The organism is Pseudaeromonas sp. HNCC25DJ182 (assembly GCF_055413365.1).
This window is the reverse complement of sequence record NZ_JBVAYG010000026.1, coordinates 1-25,050: the sequence shown is the minus strand read 5'-3', so window position 1 is coordinate 25,050 and position 25,050 is coordinate 1. Positions and strand designations below refer to the sequence as shown.

At 55.5% G+C, this 25,050-nt stretch carries 15 protein-coding genes and 3 pseudogenes; 7 read left to right on the top strand and 11 right to left on the bottom strand.

The window, feature by feature from the left end; genetic code table 11:
- Window positions 1-14 precede the first annotated feature (14 nt).
- From ACZYUB_RS16375 to ACZYUB_RS16355, 5 genes and pseudogenes are all read left to right on the top strand, one after another.
- Window positions 15-3,182, top strand: a complete 3,168-nt coding sequence (locus tag ACZYUB_RS16375) for an efflux RND transporter permease subunit (RefSeq protein WP_463949302.1) — start codon at window positions 15-17, stop codon at window positions 3,180-3,182.
- 41 nt (window positions 3,183-3,223) lie between these two features.
- Window positions 3,224-4,693 (top strand): efflux transporter outer membrane subunit, encoded by a 1,470-nt coding sequence (locus ACZYUB_RS16370; RefSeq protein WP_463949301.1) that lies wholly within the window; start codon window positions 3,224-3,226, stop codon window positions 4,691-4,693.
- Window positions 4,694-4,756: 63 nt separating this feature from the next.
- Window positions 4,757-5,854, top strand: a pseudogene (locus ACZYUB_RS16365) (AraC family transcriptional regulator); the annotation flags it as partial.
- 1,125 nt (window positions 5,855-6,979) lie between these two features.
- Complete coding sequence (locus ACZYUB_RS16360) at window positions 6,980-8,539, top strand: mechanosensitive ion channel family protein (RefSeq protein WP_463949300.1); 1,560 nt, start codon at window positions 6,980-6,982, stop codon at window positions 8,537-8,539.
- A gap of 217 nt (window positions 8,540-8,756) precedes the next feature.
- A pseudogene (locus ACZYUB_RS16355) lies at window positions 8,757-9,221 on the top strand (GGDEF domain-containing protein); the annotation flags it as partial.
- Window positions 9,222-9,485: 264 nt separating this feature from the next.
- Here ACZYUB_RS16355 and ACZYUB_RS16350 read toward each other — a convergent pair.
- A complete protein-coding gene (locus tag ACZYUB_RS16350) occupies window positions 9,486-10,466 on the bottom strand; it encodes an IS5 family transposase (protein WP_463949299.1) in 981 nt (326 codons plus the stop codon).
- 437 nt (window positions 10,467-10,903) lie between these two features.
- On the opposite strand from ACZYUB_RS16350, the gene ACZYUB_RS16345 reads away from it, so the two are divergent.
- Window positions 10,904-13,261, top strand: a complete 2,358-nt coding sequence (locus ACZYUB_RS16345) for an arylsulfatase (protein WP_463949298.1) — start codon at window positions 10,904-10,906, stop codon at window positions 13,259-13,261.
- A 2-nt stretch (window positions 13,262-13,263) separates the two neighbouring features.
- On the top strand, window positions 13,264-14,580 hold the full coding sequence (locus ACZYUB_RS16340) for an anaerobic sulfatase maturase (RefSeq protein ID WP_463949297.1): 1,317 nt from the start codon (window positions 13,264-13,266) through the stop codon (window positions 14,578-14,580).
- A gap of 84 nt (window positions 14,581-14,664) precedes the next feature.
- Here the strand turns inward: ACZYUB_RS16340 and ACZYUB_RS16335 are convergent, their stop codons facing one another.
- The 10 genes and pseudogenes from ACZYUB_RS16335 to ACZYUB_RS16290 form a co-directional block, all read right to left on the bottom strand.
- Window positions 14,665-15,849, bottom strand: coding sequence for an OmpP1/FadL family transporter (locus ACZYUB_RS16335; RefSeq protein ID WP_463949296.1), 1,185 nt, complete (start codon window positions 15,847-15,849; stop codon window positions 14,665-14,667).
- 603 nt (window positions 15,850-16,452) lie between these two features.
- Complete coding sequence (locus ACZYUB_RS16330) at window positions 16,453-16,518, bottom strand: DUF4113 domain-containing protein (protein WP_463949312.1); 66 nt, start codon at window positions 16,516-16,518, stop codon at window positions 16,453-16,455.
- A gap of 160 nt (window positions 16,519-16,678) precedes the next feature.
- A pseudogene (locus tag ACZYUB_RS16325) lies at window positions 16,679-17,422 on the bottom strand (Y-family DNA polymerase); the annotation flags it as partial.
- A 77-nt stretch (window positions 17,423-17,499) separates the two neighbouring features.
- Window positions 17,500-18,186 (bottom strand): NAD(P)H-binding protein, encoded by a 687-nt coding sequence (locus ACZYUB_RS16320; RefSeq protein WP_463949295.1) that lies wholly within the window; start codon window positions 18,184-18,186, stop codon window positions 17,500-17,502.
- Window positions 18,187-18,340: 154 nt separating this feature from the next.
- Window positions 18,341-19,366 (bottom strand): AraC family transcriptional regulator, encoded by a 1,026-nt coding sequence (locus ACZYUB_RS16315; protein ID WP_463949294.1) that lies wholly within the window; start codon window positions 19,364-19,366, stop codon window positions 18,341-18,343.
- 16 nt (window positions 19,367-19,382) lie between these two features.
- Complete coding sequence (locus ACZYUB_RS16310; protein ID WP_463949293.1) at window positions 19,383-20,132, bottom strand: SDR family NAD(P)-dependent oxidoreductase; 750 nt, start codon at window positions 20,130-20,132, stop codon at window positions 19,383-19,385.
- 486 nt (window positions 20,133-20,618) lie between these two features.
- The gene (locus ACZYUB_RS16305) at window positions 20,619-20,918 is read right to left on the bottom strand and encodes a hypothetical protein (RefSeq protein WP_463949292.1); all 300 of its coding nucleotides are present in this window, start codon (window positions 20,916-20,918) and stop codon (window positions 20,619-20,621) included.
- 315 nt (window positions 20,919-21,233) lie between these two features.
- Window positions 21,234-21,881, bottom strand: coding sequence for a type I-F CRISPR-associated endoribonuclease Cas6/Csy4 (gene cas6f / locus ACZYUB_RS16300; protein ID WP_463949291.1), 648 nt, complete (start codon window positions 21,879-21,881; stop codon window positions 21,234-21,236).
- Window positions 21,881-22,918 carry a type I-F CRISPR-associated protein Csy3 gene (gene csy3 / locus ACZYUB_RS16295; protein WP_463949290.1) on the bottom strand — a complete coding sequence of 346 codons (1,038 nt, stop codon included), beginning with the start codon at window positions 22,916-22,918 and terminating at the stop codon, window positions 21,881-21,883. The genes cas6f and csy3 overlap by 1 nt, the downstream gene beginning before the upstream one ends.
- On the bottom strand, window positions 22,890-25,050 hold a 2,161-nt coding region (locus ACZYUB_RS16290), incomplete at its 5' end, for a type I-F CRISPR-associated protein Csy2 (RefSeq protein WP_463949289.1). The genes ACZYUB_RS16290 and csy3, both read right to left, overlap by 29 nt.

The window sequence follows — 25,050 nt, the reverse complement described above, 5'->3', positions numbered from 1 at the left end:
TAAGGACCTATTCCATGGACTTTTCCCGTTTCTTTATTGATCGGCCAATCTTTGCGGCTGTGTTGTCGATCGTGATCTTCGCTGCGGGATTGATCACCATTCCCAACTTGCCAGTGAGCGAGTATCCGGAAGTGGTGCCACCCTCGGTGGTGGTGCGTACCGTCTATCCGGGCGCCAATCCCAAGGTGATCGCTGAAACCGTGGCCACGCCGCTGGAAGAGGCGATCAATGGTGTGGAAGACATGATGTATTTCAAGTCGGTCGCCGGCTCTGACGGCGTGCTGCAGATGACCATCACCTTCCGTCCGGGCACCGATCCTGATGCGGCGGCCGTCAAGGTACAAAACCGCGTGGCGCAGGCCCAGGCTCGGCTGCCCGAAGATGTGCGCCGCCAGGGCGTGACCACGCAGAAACAGTCACCGACGTTTCTGATGGTGGTGCATTTGACCTCGCCAGGCGGTAAGTACGACACCCTCTATCTGCGTAACTACGCGCGTCTGAATGTGAAAGATGCCTTGGCGCGGATCCCGGGGGTCGGGGATGCCCAGGTGTTCGGTGGCGGTGACTACGCCATGCGTGCCTGGCTTGATCCGGACAAAATCGCCGCACGGGGCCTGACGGCCAGTGATGTGGTCAGTGCCATGCGCGAACAGAACGTCCAGGTGTCAGCCGGCCAACTGGGTGCCGAGCCGATGCCGAACAGCCAGTTCCTGACGCTGATCAACGCCCAGGGGCGTCTGCGGACCGAGCAGGAGTTTGGCGATATCGTGCTGAAAAATGGCGATAACGGCGAAGTGGTGCGGCTGTCGGATGTAGCCCGCCTCGAGCTGGGTGCCGGTGACTACACCCTGCGCTCCCAGCTCGATGGCAAGAATGCGGTCGGTATCGGTATCTTCCAGTCACCGGGAGCCAATGCGCTCGAGATCCGTGATGCGGTCATCCGGACGATGGATCAAATGCAGAAGACCTTCCCGTCTGATGTGAAGTATGAAGCGGTCTACGACACCACCATCTTTGTGCGCGATTCGATCAGTGCCGTGGTGCACACCCTGCTGGAAGCGGTGTTGCTGGTGGTGCTGGTGGTGATCCTGTTCCTGCAGACTTGGCGTGCCTCGATCATCCCGCTGATCGCGGTGCCGGTGTCGGTGGTGGGCACCTTTGCGGCCCTCTATGTGCTGGGTTTTTCTATCAATACCTTGAGCCTGTTCGGACTGGTACTCGCCATCGGGATTGTGGTCGACGATGCCATCGTGGTGGTGGAGAACGTCGAACGTAACATCGAAGAGGGGCTCTCGCCGATTGCTGCGGCGCACCAGGCGATGCGTGAAGTCTCCGGCCCTATCATTGCGATTGCGCTGGTGTTGTGTGCGGTATTTGTACCGATGGCGTTTTTGTCGGGGGTCACCGGCCAGTTCTACAAGCAGTTCGCGGTCACGATCGCCATCTCGACCGTGATCTCGGCCATCAACTCCTTGACCTTGTCGCCGGCGCTGGCTGCCCGTCTGCTCAAACCGCACGATGCGCCCAAGGATGGCCCGAGCCGAGTGATTGACACCCTGCTCGGTTGGCTGTTCCGCCCGTTTAACCGGGTCTTCAAGTCGGGTTCAGCGCGCTATGAGCGTGGCATCTCCCGCATTCTTGGCCGTCGTGGCACCGTGTTTGTGGTCTATCTCATGCTGCTCGGCGCTGCCAGCGTGATGTTCAAGCTGGTGCCACCGGGATTTATTCCGACTCAGGACAAGCTCTATCTGATCGCCGGGGTGAAACTGCCGGAGGGGGCGTCGATTGCCCGGACTGACGCTATGCTGCGCAAGGTCGCCCAGATTGCACAAGAAACTGACGGGGTGGCACACACCATTTCCTTCCCGGGTCTGAACGCGCTGCAGTTCACCAACACACCCAACACTGGGGTGGCGTTCATTCCGCTTAAGCCGTTTGCCGAACGTCATGGCCGCACGGCCGCCCAGATCAACGCCGAGATAAACCAGAAGATCGCCGGCCTGCAGGAGGGGTTTGCCTTCGCCATGATGCCGCCGCCGATCCTGGGGCTGGGTAGTGGTAATGGCTATCAGATGTTTATCGAGGACCGTGGCAACTTCGGTTACGGCAAACTGCAAGAAGCGGTGCAGGCCATGCAGGGCACCGTTGCTCAGACGCCAGGGATGGCCTATCCCATCACCAGTTATCAGGCCAACGTGCCGCAACTTGATGCCCATGTGGATCGTGTCAAAGCCAAGGCACAAGGGGTCGCGTTAACCGAGCTGTTCGATACCCTACAGACCTATCTGGGTTCGACCTATGTCAACGACTTCAACCAGTTTGGTCGCACCTGGCAGGTGATTGCGCAGGCGGATGGGGCGTTTCGCAATAGCGTCGAGGATATCGGCAAACTGCAAACCCGCAATGCCCGTGGTGAGATGGTGCCGATCGGTTCGATGGTGACCATCAAGGAGACCTATGGTCCGGATCCGGTACTGCGCTTTAACGGTTACCCCGCCGCCGATCTGGCCGGTGAGGCGGATCCGCGCATGCTCTCGTCGGCGCAGGTGATGGGCCAGCTAACCGCTATCGCCGGACAGGTATTGCCGATGGGGATGACCACCGAGTGGACTGACTTGAGTTATCAGCAGGCTACTCAGGGCAAGGCGGCCTTTATCGTCTTCCCGGTGGCGATCTTGCTGGTGTTCCTGGTGCTGGCGGCACTCTATGAGAGCTGGACCCTGCCACTGGCGGTGATCCTGATTGTGCCAATGACGCTGCTCTCGGCGCTGTTCGGAGTCTGGATGACCGGTGGCGATAACAACGTCTTCGTGCAGGTGGGGCTGGTGGTGCTGATGGGGCTGGCGTGCAAGAACGCCATCCTGATCGTCGAGTTTGCCCGTGAGTTGGAGATGAACGGTCGCGGCATTGTCGAGTCCGCATTGAAGGCCTGCCGGCTGCGATTACGACCGATTGTGATGACCTCGATCGCCTTTATCGCCGGCACGATTCCGTTGGTGCTCTCCACGGGTGCCGGGGCGGAAGTGCGCTCGGTGACCGGTATTACGGTCTTTGCCGGGATGCTCGGGGTGACGCTGTTTGGCCTGTTCCTGACGCCGGTGTTCTATGTGGCGTTGCGTAAACTCTCCGGCCGACCCTTGGTTCAGCATGGTGAGTCGACCTTCGTCGGTGATCCGCTCTGATGCCGGGCGCATACCAACCTCTTTTGGATGAGTAAATTGCTATGTATATGCAAGCGAAAACCAAGGCCTCTCGTAGCGCGCTCAGTGCGCTCATGGTGAGCATCACCGCACTGCTATCCGCGTGCAGTGTCGGGCCAGACTATCAACGTCCGGAGCTGCCAGCAGTGAGCCGCTACGCCCGTCTGGATGCCAGCGTGCGTCAAGAGCCAGCTCCTGAGGCGGAGCCAGCATTCTGGCGCGGATTTAACGACCCGGAGCTCACCAAACTGGTCGAACTGGCGCTGCGTCATAACCAGGATGTGCAGCTGGCACTGGCCCATTATCAGCAGGCTAATGCGCTGCTGGGGAGCGCAAAGTATGATTTGCTGCCGACGCTCGTCGCCAGCGCGCAGGCCAGTAATGAGCGCAGCAGTGCCGATCAGCAGCCCGGTGTTGCGGCGGCCGATCGGGATTATCACCAATATCAGGGCAGCACCGGCTTTAGCTGGGAGCTGGATCTGTTTGGCCGTGTGCGGCGCTCGGTGGAGGCGCAGCGCGCCGACACCCGTGCCAGTGCCGATGATCTGGCCGCCATGCAGGTGGCCGTGGTCGGGGAGCTGGCCCAGACCTACTTCCAGTTACGTGGCTGGCAGGCACAGCGACAGATTGCCCGTGATAACGCGGCAAATCAGGCGCAAACCCTGTCGCTGTTGCAACTGCAGCAAGGGGAAGGCTTGGCCAGCGCGTTCGATGTCGATCGAGGGCGTGCCCAGCTAGAAACCACCCGCGCCAGCATACCGCCACTGGAGGCACAAATTGCGGTGGCCACCCACCGCATTGGCGTGCTGACCGGTAATGTTCCTGAGGCCTTGATTAACGAGCTGGCGGCACCGGCGCCGCTCGCGCAGTTGTCGGCCAATGTGCCGATGCAGGCCCCCGGTGAGCTGCTGCGTCGGCGGCCGGATGTCGCTGCTGCCGAGCATCGCCTTGCTGCGGCGACGGCGCGCATTGGGGTCGCCACCGCGGATCTCTTCCCCCACTTTACCCTGGGGGGCTTGATCGGTACTCAGGTCCTGGATGCCGGCGCCCTGTTTGCGCGGGACAGCGAGACACGATCGCTGACGCTCGGCGTGGATGGCTCATTTTTGAATGTGGGCCGCGTTCGCGCCCGCATCGCCGCCAGCAATGCGCAGGCGGCAGTGGATCTGGCCAGCTACCAGAAGACCGTGCTCACAGCGCTCGAAGAGACGGAAAATGCGCTGGCTCAGGTGTCTAACAGTGCCCAGCAGCGCCAGCATCTGGGGCAGGCTGCTGCCGCCAGTGTCCGTGCCGCCGAGGTCGCCAAGGTGCGCTACGATGAAGGGGCTATCGATCTGCTGACGTTGCTGGATAGCGAAAACGTCCGTCTGCAAAGTCAGGATGCGCTGGCACAAAGCCAGGTGCGATATACCCTGGCCGTGGTGTCGCTCTATCGGGCCATGGCGGGTGGTTGGCCGGACTATGTGGCTGATGAGGCGTCGAACAGGCCCTGAACCAGGCACTGAACCATAAGCCGTTGCGTTGACGGATGACAGGGCGCCTTGCACAGCTCACGAATGTGCATGACAGCCGCGAGGGATGTCAGATATTTTTTGCTACCAGGCGGCATGGTGCAACCCATGCCGCCACGCGGTATCCGCGACCTGACAGGTCACCATGTTCTCTATGATTGGGTACGCCACACGATGATCGATCGTTTTCGCATTTCTAAACAGTGGATGCTGCGCATCGCTGAGCTGGGGCTCTCGTTAGAGCTGATGCAACGCAAAGCCGGGCTGCCGGAGCTGTTTTTTCAGCAGGAGAAAATCTATGCCTCCACCGCAGAATTGTTCTCCTTGTGGAAGGCCATTGCCGAGCATTGTGGGGATGTGGCCTTTGGTCTGAAACTGGGCTCAGATGTGCGGCTCGAACGCAATCATCCGATGGTCATTGCGGCGGTGTGCAGCAGTTGCTTACGGGATGCGCTGCAGCGTATCGCCCGCTACAAACGGGTGGTCTGCCCGGAAGAGATCCGTGTCGAAGTACAAGGCAATGAGGTGATCATCGACTCCCATTATCTGGTAGCCAGCGAGCCGCCTCCCCATATCATGACCGATATCGGCTTCGCCTGGGTGACTGCCATGGCACGACACGGCTCGGACGGCCATATCCGTCCGCTGCGCATCGAATTGACGCGCGGCCCCGAGCAGCGCGCTTTGCTGGAGGGGCATTTCGGCTGCCCGATCACCTTCCATGCGGCGCGCAATGCCCTGGTGTTTCGCGCCAGTGATCTGGATTTCCCGTTTTATACCCACAATGAAGAGTTGCTGGCCGCGATCGCTCCGCAGCTGGATGCCGAGTTGCAAGAGCATGACCAAAACGCCAAGGTCGCATTCACAGTGAAACAGGTGCTGAAACGTACCCTCGCAGGCCGACGCCCGACGCTGCAATCGCTGGCCAAAGAGCTGGCGATGAGTACGCGAACCCTGCAACGCCGGTTGACGGATGAGGGCATCACTTTTCAGCAACTGGTGGAGGAGACCCGTCGCGAACTGGCGCGCTCCTATTTACAGACCGGTGCCATAGAGCCCAACGAGACGGCGTACCTGCTTGGTTACGAAGATACCAACTCGTTTTATCGCGCGTTTAACGGCTGGGAGGGGATCTCTCCCGGAGCGTGGCGCGACATGCAGCGCAAAGCATCCAGTGACCCGGACCCCACTTACCCGTGGCCCGTTGCGGATGGCGCAGAAGCTTGCTTTAGAGGGTATCAACGTTAGTGCCGGCGGCGTGCCTAGTGTATGGCAACGTCACTACATTCAATGAAGGTGTAAAGGTAATGTTCCTGGTGCCTTGTCTTTCTAGGAGACCAAGACATGCCACGTTCCTTGAGATACTTATCGGTCAGCTTGGAGAGCTTGGGTGTCTCCACTGCACGCGAAGTCTTACTTGGGGCTGGCATCTGATTCTCTGGCTGGCTTGGAACCACTATAGGGCCTGAAACCGGAAGTTTGGCCTGTTCCAGAACCGACGAGGTCAGGGGATCGGCAGCACGGCTCTTAGCACCCGAACGCACACAGACGAGTAACTCCAGCACCTTCCGCTTGGCTTCGGACTTGTCTCTTGTTCTAAGTGTCTTTTTGATTTCTTTGCGCCGACCACAAGGCATGATTGTGACCTTGCGGAAGTACCAGATACCGTGGGGGTAACTTAGGCCAGAGATTGATGAGGTTGCCTCTTGCTTGTTATAAGAAGTCGTCCACACCAAGTGGATGACCCGACAGGCTTTGAGGCTAACTAATTGATTTTGTCGTCTAAACCATAAGTTGACATAACGGTGATAATAAAATCAACAGGTTACAAATCGATTTTCACCCATAAGTTGACATGAAAATGAACCATAAGTTGACATAGAGTGACGAGTACGGAGTAAAAAATTAAAACTACGTTGTAAATTTACGAGATATCGCGTTGTGCTTGCGCTAACGGGTCACCCTTTCTGAGAATGGGTTTGCTCATCCTGTCTACGGCCAAAGATGGTAATGCCCGTTGCACGCAATTGTGTTCATGTTAGCTAACCATCGATTCACGCTGAGTTTGTTGTAATCCCGGATTATTAATGCTCGAATCGTTCCATTCGCATCTGGTTGCTGCGCTTGGTGGAGAGTCTTATGGGTGTCCGTCACTTGGTCTGTGGTTGGTTGGTCGCGATGTTGCTGTGTTTTAGCACTGGAGCCGCTATGGCGGCTGGGCTTGATGCGGCGACAGAGGCAGGTGGGTATTCGAACGGAACGCAGTCGATGGCAGAGTCTACGGCCATCGAACTGAAACTGGCTAACCGCCGTGTGGTGACGCTGCGAGCGACCCTACTCGGTGAAACCGCCCAGGCGCGGGTCAAGCGTGCCGAGCGGGTGATCCGCGATGCGTTGGCCGAGGGGGAATCCCTGGCGGTGACCACATCAGCGATGCAGACCAGTTATCTAGTCTTGATCGGCGGACAACGGGCATTCATTGTCTCCCCCAAGGATCTGGCTGCCGAAGATATATCGGTGCGCGAGGTCGCGGAACAGGCGGCGGCGAATCTGCGGCTGGTCATCGCCGAGACCGAGCAGGTGCGTAGCGCCCGTTATCTGCTGCAGGCTCTGGCCTATACCGTGATGGCCACCTTGCTGCTGGTGCTGGCTATCCGCGTCGTGATGTGGGCCCGTTCCCGGTTACTGGCACGGCTGCTGCCGCTGATGCGTCAACATACCAGCAAGATCAAAATTGGTCATACCTCGATCCTCGATACCGGCCTGCTGTTTCCCATTTTGCGCCGCAGTCTGGGACTTCTATGCTGGTCGTTGATCCTGCTGTGTCTGTACGAATGGCTCAGTTATGTGTTGCAGCAATTTCCTTACACCCGGCCGTGGGGGGAGGATCTCAACGGCTATCTCTTGTCGCTGTCGGGCTACATCGTCGCCGCTATCTTTACCTCCTTGCCTGGGCTATCGATCGTCCTCGTCATATTCTTTATGGCGCGCGGTGTCATCGGCCTGTTCAAGGCCTTGATGATGCGTCTGGCCATGCCCGGAACCATTCGCTGGCTGACGCCGGAAACCTTGGCCCCGACCAACCGTTTGATCTCGCTAGGGATCTGGCTATTTGCCCTGGCGATGGCTTATCCCTACCTGCCCGGTGCGGGTACTGAAGCCTTCAAGGGACTATCGGTGCTGATTGGTCTTATGATTTCGTTAGGGGCTTCGAATGTGATCGGTCAAGCTGCGGCGGGGCTGATCCTCACCTACTCCGGTACGATCCGGGTCGGCGAGTTTGTGCGGGTCGGTGAACATGAAGGGACTGTGACGGAGGTTGGCGTGTTTAATACTCGAATCATGACCGGCGTCGGTGAGACCCTGACCTTGCCGAACACGCTGATCACAGGTTCTGTGACACGCAACTATTCACGCATTGTCAACGGACCTGGCTATATCGTCGATACCTCGGTAACCATTGGCTATGACACGCCCTGGCGGCAGGTTGAGGCGCTGTTGTTGCTGGCATGTCAGCGCACCGAGGGCATACAACCGGAGCCAAAACCGCAAGTCTTTCAGACCGCGCTGTCCGATTACTACCCGGAATATCGCTTAGTGGCTCATGCCGTGCCGAGTGAACCCAGATCGCGCGCCCTGCTGCTGAGTCTGCTGCATGCCAACATCCAGGATGTCTTTAATGAATATGGTGTGCAGATCATGTCGCCGCACTATATCGCAGATCCGCAGGATGCCAAGTTGGTTCGCAGCGCCGACTTGTATGCTGCACCAGCCAAGGCACCAGCGAGTACCTCGACCACCCCATCCTCGCCCCCTGGACATGGATAATCAAGATGACTGGGTGCAGCCTGTGCTATTTGGGGGACAGGATCGTGGTACATAAAGCTGATGTTCGGTAGGCGAGCTTTCAGCGCGGCAATATCCAGTAACTGGATCTCGCCGCGACTGACCGCGATCTCGTTGGCATCGGCAAGTACCTTCAGCACCTCGTTGACGCGCGGGCGGCTGATTCGCCAACTCCAGGAGCAGGTAGGTACCCAATCGGCAGTCTTTCTTCTCCTCAGTCGGCAACAAGCTGGCACGCCAAAAAGAGACGGACAACGGGGCTGCGATCCTGATGATCGATGTCGATCACTTCAAAAAATATAACGACCACTATGGCCATCCAGCAGGTGATAGCTGCTTGCAACAGGTCGCAGCTTGTTTGAAATCCTGTTTGCGTGAAGATATCGACATGGTCGGGCGTTATGGTGGGGAAGAGTTTATTGCTTTCTTGGATGAGGCGGGTGTCGAGGGCGCCATTGTGGTTGCCGAACGGATCATTTCACACATTGCCAAGTTGAATTTACGGCATGAAAAATTAACAACGGCCGAGCACGTGACCCTAAGCATTGGCATCGCCTGTTGGCAGCCGGGTGCCTCGTTGGAATTGCTGTGCGAACGGGCCGATCAGGCGCTCTATCAGGCCAAGCATGGCGGACGTAATCGATATGTGGTCTACAGCGAGTAGACGGTTATCACCTATGGTATTCCACGACTTGGTCGCTGTCGTCGTTCGTTCCTGTGTGTGAAGACCAAGAAGTACTCTGGCTAGGCTCATAACGCGGAAGGTGATGTACACCCCTAGGGAAGGTGCGAACAAGCGGGCGATTTTTTCCCAAGCTGGCTCACCGATTAAATTTTCGCGTGTTTGGACCGATTTTTTCTCCCATAAACACCTCGAATCATCCTATTTAGACCGTTTCTTCGCCGTTTCAGGCGTTATTCCCGGTTTTTAGTCAGATCTCTCCCACTGACGTATCATCTGGTCCACCCGAAACAGGTTGGCCAGGGTGAATAACATCGCCAGTTGGTTATCGTTTTTCAGCAGCCCCTTGTATCTGGCTTTCACGAAGCCGAACTGCCGCTTGATGATGCGAAACGGGTGCTCCACCTTGGCACGGATGCTGGCTTTCATGTATTCGATGTTGATGGCCACCTTGTTCTTGCGCGGATGCTGCTTCAAGGTTTTTACCTTGCCGGGACGCTCGGCGATCAGCCAGTCCACATCCACCTCGGCCAGCTCCTCGTGCTGTGGCGCTCCTTGGTAGCAGGCATCGGCTGAGACAAATTGCTCCTCTCCATGCAGCAGATTACCCAGCTGATTGAGGTCATGCTCGTTGGCCGCGGTGGTGACTAGGCTGTGGGTCAGGCCACTCTTGGCATCGACACCAATGTGCGCCTTCATGCCAAAGTGCCACTGATTGCCTTTCTTGGTCTGATGCATCTCCGGATCGCGTTGCTGCTCTTTGTTCTTGGTAGAGCTGGGTGCCTCAATGATGGTGGCATCTACCAAAGTGCCTTGGGTCATCATGACGCCTGCTTCGGCCAGCCAGCGATTGATGGTCTTGAACAATTGACGGGCCAGTTGATGCTGTTCCAGCAGGTGGCGGAAATTCATGATGGTGGTGCGGTCCGGCAAGGCGCTATCCAGGGATAACCGGGCAAACAGACGCATGGAGGCGATTTCGTACAGAGCATCTTCCATCGCGCCATCGCTCAGGTTGTACCAATGCTGCATGCAGTGAATGCGCAGCATGGTTTCCAGCGGATAAGGCCGCCGACCATTACCAGCCTTGGGATAAAACGGCTCGATGACTTCCACCATGTTTTGCCATGGCAGAATCTGATCCATGCGGGACAAGAAAAACTCTTTTCTGGTCTGACGACGCTTACTGCTGAATTCACTGTCGGCGAAGGTGAGTTGATGGCTCATGATCCCCCCTGGAGTGCAGATCCGGATGAACATCATGATCTCATGTCACAGACTTGTTCGCACCTTCCCTAGAGACATCTAGCTGCTTCAACGGGTTGCGATAATTCGTACGCTTGGCTGCGCTTGCTCGCTTTCAAGATGAGACACAATGAATCGCCACCAGTGATGGGTTAACGGCGTGCTGGTGAATGGAAACCGTTCTGTTCGTCTCCTTATGTAAGCCTGGGTATTTGAATCAAATGGGGCTGCTGCGTTTTACTGACATGTTGCCAGGTTAACATTATCGTTTTCTTTATGTCCGAATAAGTTGCTCAGGTGAGTCGCTGTTGCCGATACTCACTATGGCTTCTTGATATGTCCGTCTTGGCGATTTAGTCGTATCACCAATGCAGGGAGTTACCATCCATTTCACTTGGTTGTTGCTAAGGATCTGCAATATGAAAAAAAGTTGTGAGTTATTGATCACCGCTTTGGGCATTGCCTATGCGGGTATGGCTAGCGCCGCGGTCGCGGTTGATCGTAGCAAGTTACCGATCGCCGAACCGAAAAGAGCAACCAGCAAGATCGAAGATATCCGCAATGCGCCCAAGGGTGAGGCGGCTTTTCAGGTCAAGGCACCAGATGGTGCCCCGAACGTCTTGATCGTTCTGATCGATGATATGGGATTTGGTCAGTCCAGTGCCTTCGGTGGACCTATCAATATGCCAACCGCTGAAAAACTGGCGAATGACGGCCTGCGCTACAACCAGTTCCACACCACTGCGCTGAGTTCTCCGACTCGTGCCGCACTGCTGTCGGGCCGTAACCATCACACCAATAATATGGGCTCCATTACCGAGACGGCGACCTCTACGCCGGGTAACACTGGGCAGCGCCCGGAAAGCGTAGCCCCGCTCGCCAAGACCTTGCGTTATAACGGTTATGCCACGGCACACATAGGTAAGAACCATGAAACCCCGGCTTGGGAGATCAGCAACTCCGGTCCGACCGATCGCTGGCCGACTCGCAATGGCTTCGACAAGTTCTATGGCTTCTTCGGTGGTGAAACCAACCAGTACAGTCCGGCTGTCTACGACGGCATGACCAAGATCGATATTCAGCCGAACCCGGATTATCACTTCATGACCGACATGACGAACCAGGCCATTACCTGGGTTCAGTCGGTCAAGTCACTGACCCCGGAAAAGCCCTTTTTCATGTATTTCGCTCCGGGGGCGACTCATGCACCACACCAGGTACCTAAAGCCTGGATCGATAAGTACAAGGGCAAATTTGATCAGGGGTGGGACAAGCTGCGCGAAGAGACGCTGGCCCGGCAGATCGCATTGGGCGTTGTCCCAAAGGGTACCCAGTTAGCGCCGAAACCGGAAGGGATCCGCGATTGGGACACCTTGAGTGCTGACGAGAAGAAGCTGTTCGCTCGTCAGATGGAGGTCTTCGCTGGTTATGGTGAGTATGCCGATACCGAGGTCGGGCGGCTTGTGGATACGCTTGAGGATCTCGGTGAGCTGGATAATACCCTGATCTTCTACGTGATCGGTGACAACGGTGCTAGCGCCGAGGGAACCGCAAATGGCATGGTCAGCGAGATGACCTACTTCAATGGTGTCAAGGAGTCTCTGCAAGACATCATGAAGCGGTATGACAATCTGGGTGACCCGACGACGTACAGCCACTATGCCTCTGGCTGGGCGGTGGCGGGGGATACGCCGTTTACCTGGACCAAACAGACGACCTCTTACGGTGGAACGCGTAATGGCATGGTCGTGCATTGGCCGCAAGGTGTGAAAGCTAAAAACCAGGTGCGTTCACAGTGGCACCATGTCATCGATGTGGCACCGACCATCCTGGAGGCGGCCAAGTTGCCTCAGCCCACCGTGGTGGATGGGGTAAAACAGACCCCGATCGAGGGAGTCAGCATGGCCTACAGCTTTGACAAGCCGAAAGCGCAAGAGAGACATCTGACCCAGTACTTTGAAGTATTTGGTAACCGCTCCATTTACCATCAGGGCTGGCTGGCAGTCACCATTCATCGTGCGCCGTGGGAGTTCAAACCGCGTAGTTCACTGGCAAATAGTGTCTGGGAACTCTATGACACGCGCACGGATTTTAGTCTGCGCAATAACCTAGCACAGCAGTATCCCGCCAAGCTTAAAGAGATGAAAGCCTTATTCTTGAAGGAAGCAGAGAAGTACCATGTTCTGCCTATGGATGATCGCAGTGTCGAGCGGGTGAACCCGGCCATTGCCGGTCGTCCCGATCTGATGGCTGGACGAACTTCGCTGACCGTTTATCCGGGGATGCGCGGCATGTCGGAGAATGTGTTTATCAACATCAAAAACACCTCTCACCGGATCACGGCCGAGCTGGATATTCCTAAAAATGGCGCAGAGGGTGTGGTGCTGTCCCAAGCGGGTCGCTTTGGTGGCTGGAGTCTGTATCTGCAAGACGGCAAACCGGTCTACAGCTACAACTTCCTAGGCTTGGAACGCTATCACGTAACCGCTGCCGAGGCACTGCCAGCAGGCAAGGTATCACTGGTCTTTGACTTCGCCTATGACGGAGAGGGTATGGGTAAGGGTGGCCTAGGCTCCTTGCTGGTCAATGGTAAACTTGTGGGGCAAGGACGCATCGAGCGTACTCAATCCATGATCTTCTCGGCCGACGAGGGAGCCGATGTGGGCATGGATGAGGAAACTCCCGTCGTTGATACTTATGCTCTGCCATATCCGTATCGTTTCACTGGCCGCATCAAGCAGATCACCATTGATACCAAGCCTGCGAGTGCCCTCTGACGATGAGCAATCTGAACATCTCTGCCAATGAGATGACCAGGAACCAGGCCGGAGACTCCTCCGGCCTTTCTGGCATTCATGTGCTCGCCAAGCCAATGGGAGCACTCTGTGATATGAACTGTGATTACTGCTTCTATCTGGAGAAGGAGGCGCTGTTTAGCAAGGACGAGCGCTACCGTATGTCGGATGAAGTGCTGGCGACCTATATTGCTGGTTATGTCGCTGCCCAGCCAACGCCTGTAGTGGAGTTTGTCTGGCATGGTGGTGAGCCTACGTTGATGGGGCTTAATTTTTTCCGCCGGGTCGTAGAGCTACAACGCCCATACCAGGAGAAGAAAATCATCCGTAACAGCTTGCAAACCAATGGGTTGCGGCTGGACGATGAGTGGTGTGCCTTTTTTAAGGAGCACAATTTTCTGCTCGGTCTCAGCCTTGATGGTCCAACAGAGATCCATGATCGTCACCGAAAGGACAAACAGGGACACGGCACCTTTGATCGGGTGCTAGCGGCAGCAAAACTGCTTCAACGCCATGGTGTCGATTTTAACGTTCTTGCTTGTGTCAGCAAGGAGAGCGCATACCACCCGCTGGAGGTGTATCGTTTCTTTCGCGATCAGGGGATCCACTACCTTCAGTTCACGCCCATCATTGAGCGATTGCCTGATGCCGAGACCAAGGCGCAGGGGCTTAGCCTGGCCAAGCCTGCTGAACTACATTTTCAGGAGACCAATCAGCAGGTTACCTCCTGGACGGTAGAGCCGGAAGCCTATGGCGATTTTCTGATCGCGATTTGGGAGGAGTGGGTGCGCCATGATGTTGGCACTATCTTCGTGATGAATTTTGATTGGGCGCTTAATGCCTGGTGCGGTCTTGGCTCTCCGATCTGTATTTTCGCTCAGCGTTGTGGTCAGGCAGTGGCGCTGGAACACAACGGTGATCTCTATGCTTGTGATCACTATGTGTATCCGGAATATCGGCTTGGCAATATCCGTGAGCAACCGTTGGGCGCCATGATTGAGGCATCACTGGCCAAGGGGTTTGGTGCACACAAGGAGAGTACACTGCCGCGACAGTGCCGTGAGTGCGAGGTCAAGGCGGCGTGCTGGGGCGGTTGTCCTAAGCACCGTTTCACTATGACTTCCGAGGGGGAGCCGGGACTACATTATCTGTGCGCCGGATATAAAAAGTTTTTCCGGCATATTCGCAAATATCTCAAAGCGATGGCCACCTTGTTGGAAAATGATCTTCCGGTATCGCTGATCATGCAAGCCATCGATCAGCCGCTGGTAGTGAACCTGGGCAAGGCAAAAGGGGAGTAACCGGCTGCCGGTAGCAGAATGGACCAGCATGATGAGGTAAAGAAGAGGATCCGCAGGGGGTCCTCTTCTTTGGTTGTGCGTCAATCAGAAATGATGGTTGTATTGTACCGACATGACCCAGATTTCGACTTTATCGTAGCGGCCACTCAGCAGCCCGGCATCAGAATGTTGTCCGTCGACAATGACATACTCAAGGGCAAGGTTAATGTCTGATTGGTTATTCAGGCTATGCTGCAGGCCTGTACCAAAACGGTAGGTCTCGCCACCTGGCATCAGGAAGGCGGTCTCATTCTGGCTCTTATAGAAACTGCTGTCATAGGCTATGCCACCATTGAGCTTGCTATCCTGAGTCAGGCTATATTGACCGCCAAAGGCGAGGTGCCAGGTATCTTGCAACTCCAGTCTGGACTCGTTGTTATTCACCGTCGATTGTGCGAAACGGGACCAATCTTGCCAACCAAGGTTACCCATGATGGCCCATGTAGGGTTGAGCCTGTGATAACCACTGAACATCAGGTTCTGGGGGGCATTGATGTTGGCGTTGACAGTGGGAGAGTCAAGGCCTGTAGCCAGGAGCGATGCGGGATCAAGATCGAATTTCAGCGCCACTTCGCTGCCCCAAACCAAGCCCAGGCGGCTCGCCTCGTCAGGCTCGTACATTAAACCAATACGCGCGCCATAGCCCCAATCCTCATCTTCGATAGAGACATGCTCGCCGTATTGCGGATTGCGCTCCAGGACGAAGATGCCATAGTTCGCGGTCATACCCACGCCAAGCGACCATAAGTCGTTAAGCTTGTATGCGGCGGTTGGTTGAATGGTCATCGCCATCAAGGTGTTGTCGGTTACAGCCGTATCGCCTGTCCAATCACCGAAGTTCAGGGCCATGCCGAAGTTGCCGTACGCGCCAATACCCAGTTTCAGACGCTGATCAACACTATGGCTGTAAAAGGCACTACCACCGGGTAACCAACCTATGATGTTCCCTGGACCTTTCAGATTGGGGTTGTCCAGCTGATAGTCGGCATCGCCATGCAGGGCTTGTAAACCCAATGACATCTGATTGCCATCCAGCCGGGTCATACCCGCCGGGTTGGCATAAATCGTGGTTGCATCTTCGGCGCGTGCAGCGGTGCCAGCACTGGCAAAGCTGGTATCGGCGGTTGCCGTCTCGTACAAATAGATGCCGCCCGCTTGGGCTAGTGTTGGTAGCAACAGGCAGTACGCCGCAAGGATAGGGTATTGTTTTTTTTTCATCTTCCGTCCCAAGTTGTGTTCAGAACATCCGTATATCTCTTGTATTTAGCGGGTAATAAATGAAATAGCCAGTCATTGCAGTTACAAATGTCGTGCCGTTGGCAAAAATGAAAGCACGCGCCAAATGAAGCTAGTTTTTGTTGGGTATCCGGCACTCTAGAACCCTGCCAGCACCCGCTGCTGCGGTAGCCGCCTGATCGTTATTTGCATCGAGGTGCTGGATGTGGCAGCCGATTGTTCCCTGATCCTGGGAGCTGTGGCCACTATTTACAGGGCACTTTATTAGATTGGCCAAGCTCTACGAGCTGTGATTCAAGAACCAGCAGCCCAAGTCCTAGCTAGCCGATTTGAGTCGCCCCCGCTTCTCTATATGACTTTAACGGCAGCGGTTGATACAAAAGCAGCGTGAGCCCTTAACTGATTAGCTGATGTACGGGCATGCCAAGGCCGATAGGGCATCGAGGTCTAGAGCACTGGTGGCGATTAATCTCCTTATTGCTCTCGATTCGCCCGAAATCCGGATTGGACTCATAGCACTGTTCGGAAAACATAAGATGGCCTCGGCGCTGTTCCTGAAGATTGGTCAGTGTCTGGAAAAAGCAGGATTCACATAAACTACCTCGCGACCGGTAGATCATCCCACGATGTTGTGTAGCGTGGGCTCAAGTGTTCGCGTTTCATCATCCATTCCGAGGCGTCTACACCTTTCGAGGCAAAGCCTATATGGCCCGACATCGATTACCGCCATTAGTCGGCGGTCGGGCGAGTCCGGACTGTCGAATAGATCCGCCTGGTGGTGATCGCGTGGCGTAAATGAACCGAGAATGACGCCGCCTTTTTGATAACGGAATCCATCGCGCCAGATATGGGGCAGCAGTTGGGTTACATGATGCAAAAGCTCGCGAGTATCGTCGGTCGGTCGAGGCAGCTTGGCGGATATCTGGTTTCCGTAGTACGGCTCATCTTCGCTAAATGGACTGGTCCGAAAGAAGATGCTCACATGCTGACATCGCATCTTCTCTTTGCGGAGTTTCTCCGCTGCTCGCTCCATGAAAGCAGACAATGCCTGGTGCATCGGTGCCTGCTCAGTGATCCTCTCTCCGAACGAGCGACTGCTGACGATTTGCTGCTTGGCCGGGGTCTCTATCGTCAGCTCCGAACAGGGGATGCCGCGCAGTTCCTGGACCACGCGCTCCACGACCACACCATAACGCTGGCGGATCTGTTTGGGTGGCACAGCCATCAGATCTGCCACGGTTGCCCCCCCTTCAGCCTGTAGGCGTTTGTTCAGGGCGCGTCCAATACCCCATACCTCATCGATTGGCGTGATGGCCATCAGCCGTGCTCGGCGTCCCTCATCGCGAATATCGACAACACCTCCTGTGGCTGGCCACTTCTTGGCGGCGTAGTTCGCCAGTTTAGCCAGGGTCTTGGTTGGGCCAATACCAACGCCGACGGTAAGACCCGTGTACCACTGGATGGTGGCCCGGATCTGGTGCCCAAAATCAACAAGGTCTCCCGCCCATAGCGAGCCGAGCTCAATAAACGCCTCATCAATCGAGTAGACCTCTATGGCAGGAACCATGCTCTCCAACGTAGTCATCACCCGCTGGAACATATCGGCATTTATGTGGAATGGAAAATCAACCTTTTTCTATACTGCTAGCTGTTATAAACCTGCCTGGCACGAGACAGCCGGACAATATCCTTCGCCTCGACTACCACTCGTCCACCATTGCGCCGCACGGCATTGAGCATGGCCTGACCGATGTCGTCAGTCGTCACGATGGAGCCAGGAAACACGCGCCGGATTAACGATAACAAGGGACTAACGATGCTGTAGAAACGCCGGTAAGTCAGGGTTTTTGACTGAATACCATGCAGGGGTTGAATGATTCCAGGGCGAAACAGATAGACTCCACGAAACGGCAGTTTCTGTAGAGCGTTTTCAGTTTTGCCCTTGACCCGCGCCCACATGCTGCGCCCCGCTTCGCTGCTGTCCGTCCCTGCGCCCGAAACATACACAAACGTCATCTCTGGATTCAACCTAACCAGTAGACGAGCAACATGCAGCGTTAGATCGTAAGTGAGCTTCCGGTACGACTCTTCACTCATGCCGGAAGATGAGACTCCCAGACAGAAGAAACAGGCATCATAGCCTTCCAGATCGGCGCTCACGGTATCCAGCTCCGTCAGATCCGCCAGTACCACTTGTTGAAGCTTTGAATGCGATGGTTTTAATGGTGCACGGCCCACAGCCGTGATCTGGCTGACATCAGGAGCTGCCAGACATTCATGCAGCACACCCTGGCCGACCATGCCGCTGGCGCCAAAGATCAGGATTTTCATGGTTAGCCTCCGGTTCATGCGTGGATGGATAGGGGGCTACAACTTGCAACCCCTCTTGATTCAGCCAAGTATCACTTCTGGTCAAGCATTTGCAATGCTAGCTTGCTAGTCACCCGGTATACTGGCTGGATCTGCGCATTCAATTCGACGGGGATCATAATGGTTGCTCGATATGTGTTGCATTCTGTGCCATGTGCCGGGAGCGCCATGCCGTCGGCGTAAGCGCTTCCCATTGCCGGAAAGCGCGGAAGAAGGAGTTCTGATCTTCGTAGCCAAGCATGTAGGCCACTTCGATCACAGCCAATGCAGGATCTGCCAGATATTCGAGTGCCAGTTGATGGCGCGTTTCACTGAGCAGGGTCTGGAAAGTCAGCCCTTCATTGGTCAACTTGCGCTGTAAGGAGCGTTCGCTCATCGCCAACTCACCCGCCACGGAGCGGACGTCAGGACGACCTGCCGTGAGCCGATGCCGCAAGACACAGCGGATCTGCTCGGTCAGTGTGGCACTGTGAGACTGTTGCTCCAGCCTGCGATCCAGCACCGGGATCAGGATCTTGAGCAACTCGGCGTTGTAACTCACGAAAAGCTTGTCTAGGTCTGCACGGCGGAGGACCAGACAATCCCGCTCTGCACCGAAGCACACGTGACAACCGAAATACTGCTCGTAGTCGGCGCGGGCATTTTCTGGACGCATCAGTTCAACCGATAGCGCAGTCAGGGGCGCGCCCGTGCCTCTTCGCCCAAGCTCCATCAGCGAAGCGAGCGTGGCATCCACCAGGGCGGGCGGTGCAGCCAGACTCTCAGCATGTATCCAGGTCACGATGATCTCGCAACGCTCTCCATGCTCATAAATACACACATCCTCTGGTGCACACAGACGCTTAAAGCGTGCGACGCGCTGCAAAGCATCGCGAAAATCACGCGCATGGTAGGCCGCCATGAAGGAGGGGGGCATCACCGCCCCCTCCAGTCCAGTGGCAATCCGTAGACCAATCGCAGGGTCTTGGCTGAGTTCAACCAGCACCTGCCACACAGCGAAGAACTGTGCAGTGGAGAGCGGAGCCTGATCGCGTATCACGGCAAGCGAGATCCGCGCCTCCCGAACAATGTCGGCTCGCGCCAGGCCCACTCGTTTGATGCCTTCCCAGAACGCATCGGGAAGCTTTATTTTGTCTGCCACCGGAGTTCTCATCGTTTTATTTCGCTTGGAAGCCGCCATCCACATTCAGGATGTGGCCAGTGACAAAACTGGATTGTCCCGAGAGCAACCAGAAGATGCCGTTGGCAATCTCTTCCGGTTTGCCAACACGGTGCATCGGGTGCATTGCCTCAAGTTCGGCCAAATTGTTGTTCAATTGATCGGCGATGATGTCTGTGCGGATCGCACCCGGTGCGACCGCGTTAACGCGAATGCCTTCGGCTGCATGATCCAGTGCAGCAGACTTGGTCAGACCCACGACGGCATGCTTGGTCGCTGCGTAGGTGCCGCCCCAAGGAATACCGTTCAGACCAGCGATCGAGGCCAGGTTCACAATCGCCCCCTGACCCTGCTTACGCATTTGCGCTATCTCGTACTTCATGCAGAAGTACAGGCCGACGACGTTGATATCGAGCATGTCGCGGAAGTGCTGCGTACCTGATTGATCCAGCGAGCAATATTCGTTGAAGATGCCCGCATTGTTGACAGCCATGTCGAGCCGACCGAACTCGGCAACGATGCCATCGATCATGGCTTTGACGGCCGCTTCGTCGGAAACATCGTTCTGAATGAAGCGAACCTCTGCTCCGCCTCGGGCAACCGCAGCGATCTCAACGACGGCTGCATCACCCAGCTCTTGGCGGCGGCCGCTAATGATCACGCTGATGCCTTGGCTAGCCAATTTGAGGGCGGTGGCTTTGCCGATGCCGGTGGCACCACCGGTAACGAGAGCAACTTGATTGGACATGACAAACTCCTTGGTGATGTGGCTCGTCTTCACGAGGCATGGAAGGAGTATATGCGGTACGAGGTAGGCATAACATGCAAAAGCCGCCACTAAACTTGCAAATGACGCCAGCTCGTTCCATTGATGCTTAAGGAAGCCGCATCTACATGATCTGAATCGCCATCAGTGATCTGGACACGTCCCAGCGGTTCTCGGGAAGGATATCTCCATCCTGATGCGTTGCGGATGAAGTCTGCTAGGGATGGGAAGAACAAAACATGATGAATGGATAAGAAGATGTAACATTTATGGGAGCAAGGCCCCATGGGGGCCTTGCTAGGGGTTTCACCCGACGCGGCGCTCAGGGACGCCCCGGGGTCCTTCCACTGACAATTGCACCCTGATGCTGCCAGTTTCTCGCCCTAATGAAATATATAACAGGGTGTTATCGTTAGAAAGGCAGATTACGAAACCATTGTTTTGCGGGTATCCCAACGCCACTCGCAATCAGATTATCTCCTTATCGCTCTCGATTCGCCCAAAGTCTGGATTGGGTTCATAGCCCTGTTCGGAGAACATTAGCTGGCCCCGACGCTGTTCTTGAAGATTGGCCAGTGCCTGGAAAAAGCAGGACTCACAGAGGTGGACTTCATAGCTTTCGCCATCATGACGGGAGCCATAACCCCACTTGGCACTCAGCGTTCCGACTTGGGGACCGTAACCATCGATGGGCGAGCAACTCGCATCACAGACATCGCAGTGGATGTCGCTGACCACATCAACTTCCTGTTTCGTCATTATTTTCATCGGCTAAGTCCCCATTTGATTCAGGCTGCTCTAACCCATCACTAAAGAAAAGGCCCAGCTTCTAGTAGCTGGGCCGATATTCTGCCTCTGCGGCAGTAAAAAGAACTCGGCTTGGGTGATAACTTCCGGTCCTAATCTTGGCTGCCTATGCGGCAGTTCACCACCATTTGGGGCACTACCGACGGAGTGACGATTTCTTGGCTGCCTATGCGGCAGTTCACCGTGCGTCGACAATACTAACGCACTGATTCGTCTATGAAATTCAAGATTAAATGCATCAATCCAAAATTTCAGGCGAATTGGTAACCTGTTGAGTTACCGCTTCAAATATAGACTATCTGGGAAAAGGGTTGAAATGCTCGTGGATAATTCAGGCACTGAGCCCCTATAGGAATTGGGGGATGCCAAACCGTAGCGGCTATATGTATTCGTGCTGTCTCCGCTATCGCAGGATTGCTTTTGAATATGCAGCACGTAGCTCTGTGCATTACTGGCGCTTTGTAATAACGCACAATGAAAAGGCGCTATTTCTTTATTTATCGCAGGGGTTTTGGGCACAAACAGTTCACCGCGCTCTGCTGCTCGCCGCTTGCTTCTGGCCAGTCGCCGTCTACGTTCTCCGACAAACAACTTGGCCAGATTTTGGTTACGGATAAATCGCACCTCTGCGCAATCGTCTGGGACCTCCAGGACAGGACTCAACTCAAACAAACCGTCGCCTTGCATGGTCTGGAAATAGGTTCGCTCGCGAAACTGGGTGAGGTGCGAACTGTGTTCGCTGACAAACGCAATCGTGCGGCCGATGGATTTGTTGCTCCAGCAGGGAAAGGCAACGCCAATCTGAGTAACTGCATGATTCAACAGATAACCATGCAGCGTTGATATACAACGCCCGGCCAGCAATCCGCAATCCGCTTTAGCGGGAACATAATGGATTGCGAAGAAATACCGCTTGTCCGTCATTAACCTTTTCCTTTTTGGAACAGACCACCTTTGGTCAGAACAGCCATCAGATAGTGAATCTCACCGGGGAGGGGCGATGAGGCTGGGGATGATCTCATCAGCTCAAGAAATTCATCGGCTCTGCCGAGCAGATGGTAGAAGTCGAGTCCGGATACAGGGTGTCGCATGGAGGTCAGGTTTTTGCTATCGGCGCCATATTGATGGACACGCAATGGTTGATCCGCATCCTCGGCCCACCAATCATCAATTTGCTGCAGAGCCGCACCCACCTTTTGAGCATGCAGACAGGCCGCCAGTTGTCCGTCGAGGCACTCGACGGTGGCCAGTTTTTTACTGGGTTCATCATGATTGTCGGGGCGTTCAGTAAAGCGCTGACTGGGGAATATCTCCTGACAAAACCCGGTTTTCATAACCGCTGTGATATCGGCAAACCAGAACATGTCGCGACGGCTAAGCGCGATGGCCATTTCAGCGGCCAATTGATTCAGTTGTGCTTCCGCGGGTGTTGGCCATTCGCTGAACCAATCCAGATGCCGGACGTCATCAATGGCGAAGTGCGAACCTTGTGAGGTTTTCACTTCAATTCGGGTGCCCTGATTATGTCGGTTGCGCCATAGCCAAGTGCCCATTAGCAAGTTGCGGCTATAGCGCCGCGCCAACTCGATGTATCCCCCGTGTTCTTGATACAAGCCGGCCAGCTGTTTGAGTGTTTTTACCACGCCAGGATCTGAGCAGAGATCTGGACTGAGCGAATTGGCCTCAACACGTAGCGAGAAGCGACAGTACAATTCGCCGATATTTGGTGGGACATAACAAGCTTCGATGGTCTGCGGATTCCCGTACGCCAGCTCGTAGCGTTCAACATTTTTCGGCTGAAAGTTGGCATCAAACCCTTCGGAATAGCCACTTTTCTGGCCAACCACACGGGCTGTTTCCACGCGAAGCGGCACGAAGTCGCTATCAGCCGTTTTGTAGAAGAAGACGGCCTTGCCAGGGGATAGAGAGCGGCTATAGCTCAGATGTTTGCATAGCTCCATGTCGTTGCTCCATGTTGCCCGCACCTGTCATCAGAATAGCCCTGTTTATCGCCGTCAGTTGCCAAACCCCATGATTAAAGAAGTGGTTATTACCGTACAATCGCATCTCAACCGGATTGACACAAAGAGCCAGCCCAAGCGCCGACTCGGCATAAACATGGCATTTTTCCACACTACCTGCTCGCACCCGGGGTTCATCGAGAAATACATAGCCTGTCGAGACCGGTCGCACTCGGCGGTCCATGCTCAGCGTATCGATAAGATCGTCCAGATTGCTGATCCGCGATTGGTATGGATAGACCCAACAACCCGTTCTGGGTAGTCGAGACAAGGTGTTGAACAGCTCAGTCCTGTTCGTATAGAGGCTGCACCACGGTTTGCCCTCGTAGAGAGACGGTGGATGCAGGCACCCCCCTGCGAAACGGGATGGAAATGCGGCCTGCAACAGATCCTGCTCATTGGCAGATGGGAGCGGGTGCTCATCATCAACCTGCAGTGCTATCACCAGATCCATGCCCAAATCGCAGTATTTGCTGTCGATTAATCCGGGACGCCGGATAGCAGAAACCTCGCGGGCATGTATCGGTGATAAGGGTTCCTGTAACGACTTGCCCGATAGCAAATGGTAGTGGCTGAGATACCACGACACGCCGGTGAACCGGACAGGCCGTTTGAGCAAGGCCGTTAATCGACGTTCGTAGTCATGGCAAAACCCGGCAAGGGCAGAGAGCGAGGGGATGCCGCAAAGATAAGGGTTGGCCAGCGCCAACGCATCGTAGACACGCAAGCCAGACAGATGCAGATAACAGGATGTTGCCGCGTGCTGTGGCGACGGACGGTTTTCGTCATCGGCTAGCTTGTTGAGCAGCCAGCGCAGCTGGCTCTTGACCGGAATCAGTAACTCCGGGTGATAGGCGAAGCGACGAGTGGCGTGATGTGTCTGCAGTTCAAGATGAAATACACCAGCCAACTCCGTCGCCAAATCTGGCAACTCAGCCACTGGGCTGGTCACTATCTTCCATTCCAATCGCTCGGGCGTAATCAGCAGCTCTACATTCGGTAGCTGCTGGATCTCATCGCGCCACTCAATCACAGGTCCAATCCAGGCGGCCAGCTGTCGGCGCAAATAACGCATTGCACTGAGCCGTGATTGTTTGCGTTGTCGGCGAGTCAGCCCGGTCGGCGTGATCAGATGCTCGAGCGCCTGGGGGAAGACCTTGTCGTACAGCATGCCCCGATCAAACAGGCTAGCTCCTTCATTGAGGCGCTGTGTCCGAGATTGCGAGAAGTGGCGGCGTTTTTGGATGCTGATCGGTGGCGGATAATTCAGCACTGCGACCTTGCCGCCAACAGAGCCCACAAGGCTACCTACGCTGGCGGGGTGATCATGGCTGATGGTGAGATGCGAGCAGCGATTTTCATAGATCATGTGCTGCAAGTGGGCCATCAATGCATGGCTGACGACGGGGGTGATCGCGCAATAATCACCCTGGTACCAGAAACGAACTTGCTTGGAGTAGACGTTGACCTCTGAGGGAATCGCGGTCGCTGCGAGGTGATGCGCCAGTTGTGCCTGGAGTGCGGCAATAGCCGTATTGGGTAAGCCGAGTTGTCTGAACGCCCCAGTCCAGGCGGGCGCATCGGCAACCAGTTGCAGGGCCAGATTGCTGGATAGGCCCTGGTAGAGAAACGAGGAGCAGAACAGCTTGGCATAGTTAATATCGGAACTGTTGTTGGCCCATCCCAATCTGTTTTGCAATCCGGCACTGGTTACTACTCCCGGGATCAGGGGCGGGGCGTCAATCACTAACCGCTGGCCGCTCACCCGGGTATCTGGATATTTCAAATTGTGCGAATGCAGCCAGGCTACCTGATGGACACAATGCTCGAGATGCTTGTCATCGTTGACCAGTCGCAGGGCTTGCGACTCATCACACAGATCAACCGCTAGGACGCGTTTGAGCGTCAAATTGACCAACACGACCAGCGCTCGATATTCCTCTCCTTCGAGCTCGATATCGGGCGTGTACGGCGCAAAGGCTCGGCGTAGAGCCTTATCCCGCTCTGCCTGATCGTGAAGGTTTATCAGTGCTTGAAGATGCATCGTCGTCACCATGCAGGCAAGTAGGTGT

Coding starts and splice junctions, on each gene's coding strand:
- ACZYUB_RS16375 (WP_463949302.1), top strand. CDS start 15: ATGGACTTTTCCCGTTTCTTTATTGATCGGCCAATCTTTGCGGCTGTG.
- ACZYUB_RS16370 (WP_463949301.1), top strand. CDS start 3,224: ATGTATATGCAAGCGAAAACCAAGGCCTCTCGTAGCGCGCTCAGTGCG.
- ACZYUB_RS16360 (WP_463949300.1), top strand. CDS start 6,980: ATGGCAGAGTCTACGGCCATCGAACTGAAACTGGCTAACCGCCGTGTG.
- ACZYUB_RS16350 (WP_463949299.1), bottom strand. CDS start 10,466: ATGAGCCATCAACTCACCTTCGCCGACAGTGAATTCAGCAGTAAGCGT.
- ACZYUB_RS16345 (WP_463949298.1), top strand. CDS start 10,904: ATGAAAAAAAGTTGTGAGTTATTGATCACCGCTTTGGGCATTGCCTAT.
- ACZYUB_RS16340 (WP_463949297.1), top strand. CDS start 13,264: ATGAGCAATCTGAACATCTCTGCCAATGAGATGACCAGGAACCAGGCC.
- ACZYUB_RS16320 (WP_463949295.1), bottom strand. CDS start 18,186: ATGAAAATCCTGATCTTTGGCGCCAGCGGCATGGTCGGCCAGGGTGTG.
- ACZYUB_RS16310 (WP_463949293.1), bottom strand. CDS start 20,132: ATGTCCAATCAAGTTGCTCTCGTTACCGGTGGTGCCACCGGCATCGGC.
- ACZYUB_RS16305 (WP_463949292.1), bottom strand. CDS start 20,918: ATGAAAATAATGACGAAACAGGAAGTTGATGTGGTCAGCGACATCCAC.
- cas6f (WP_463949291.1), bottom strand. CDS start 21,881: ATGACGGACAAGCGGTATTTCTTCGCAATCCATTATGTTCCCGCTAAA.
- csy3 (WP_463949290.1), bottom strand. CDS start 22,918: ATGGAGCTATGCAAACATCTGAGCTATAGCCGCTCTCTATCCCCTGGC.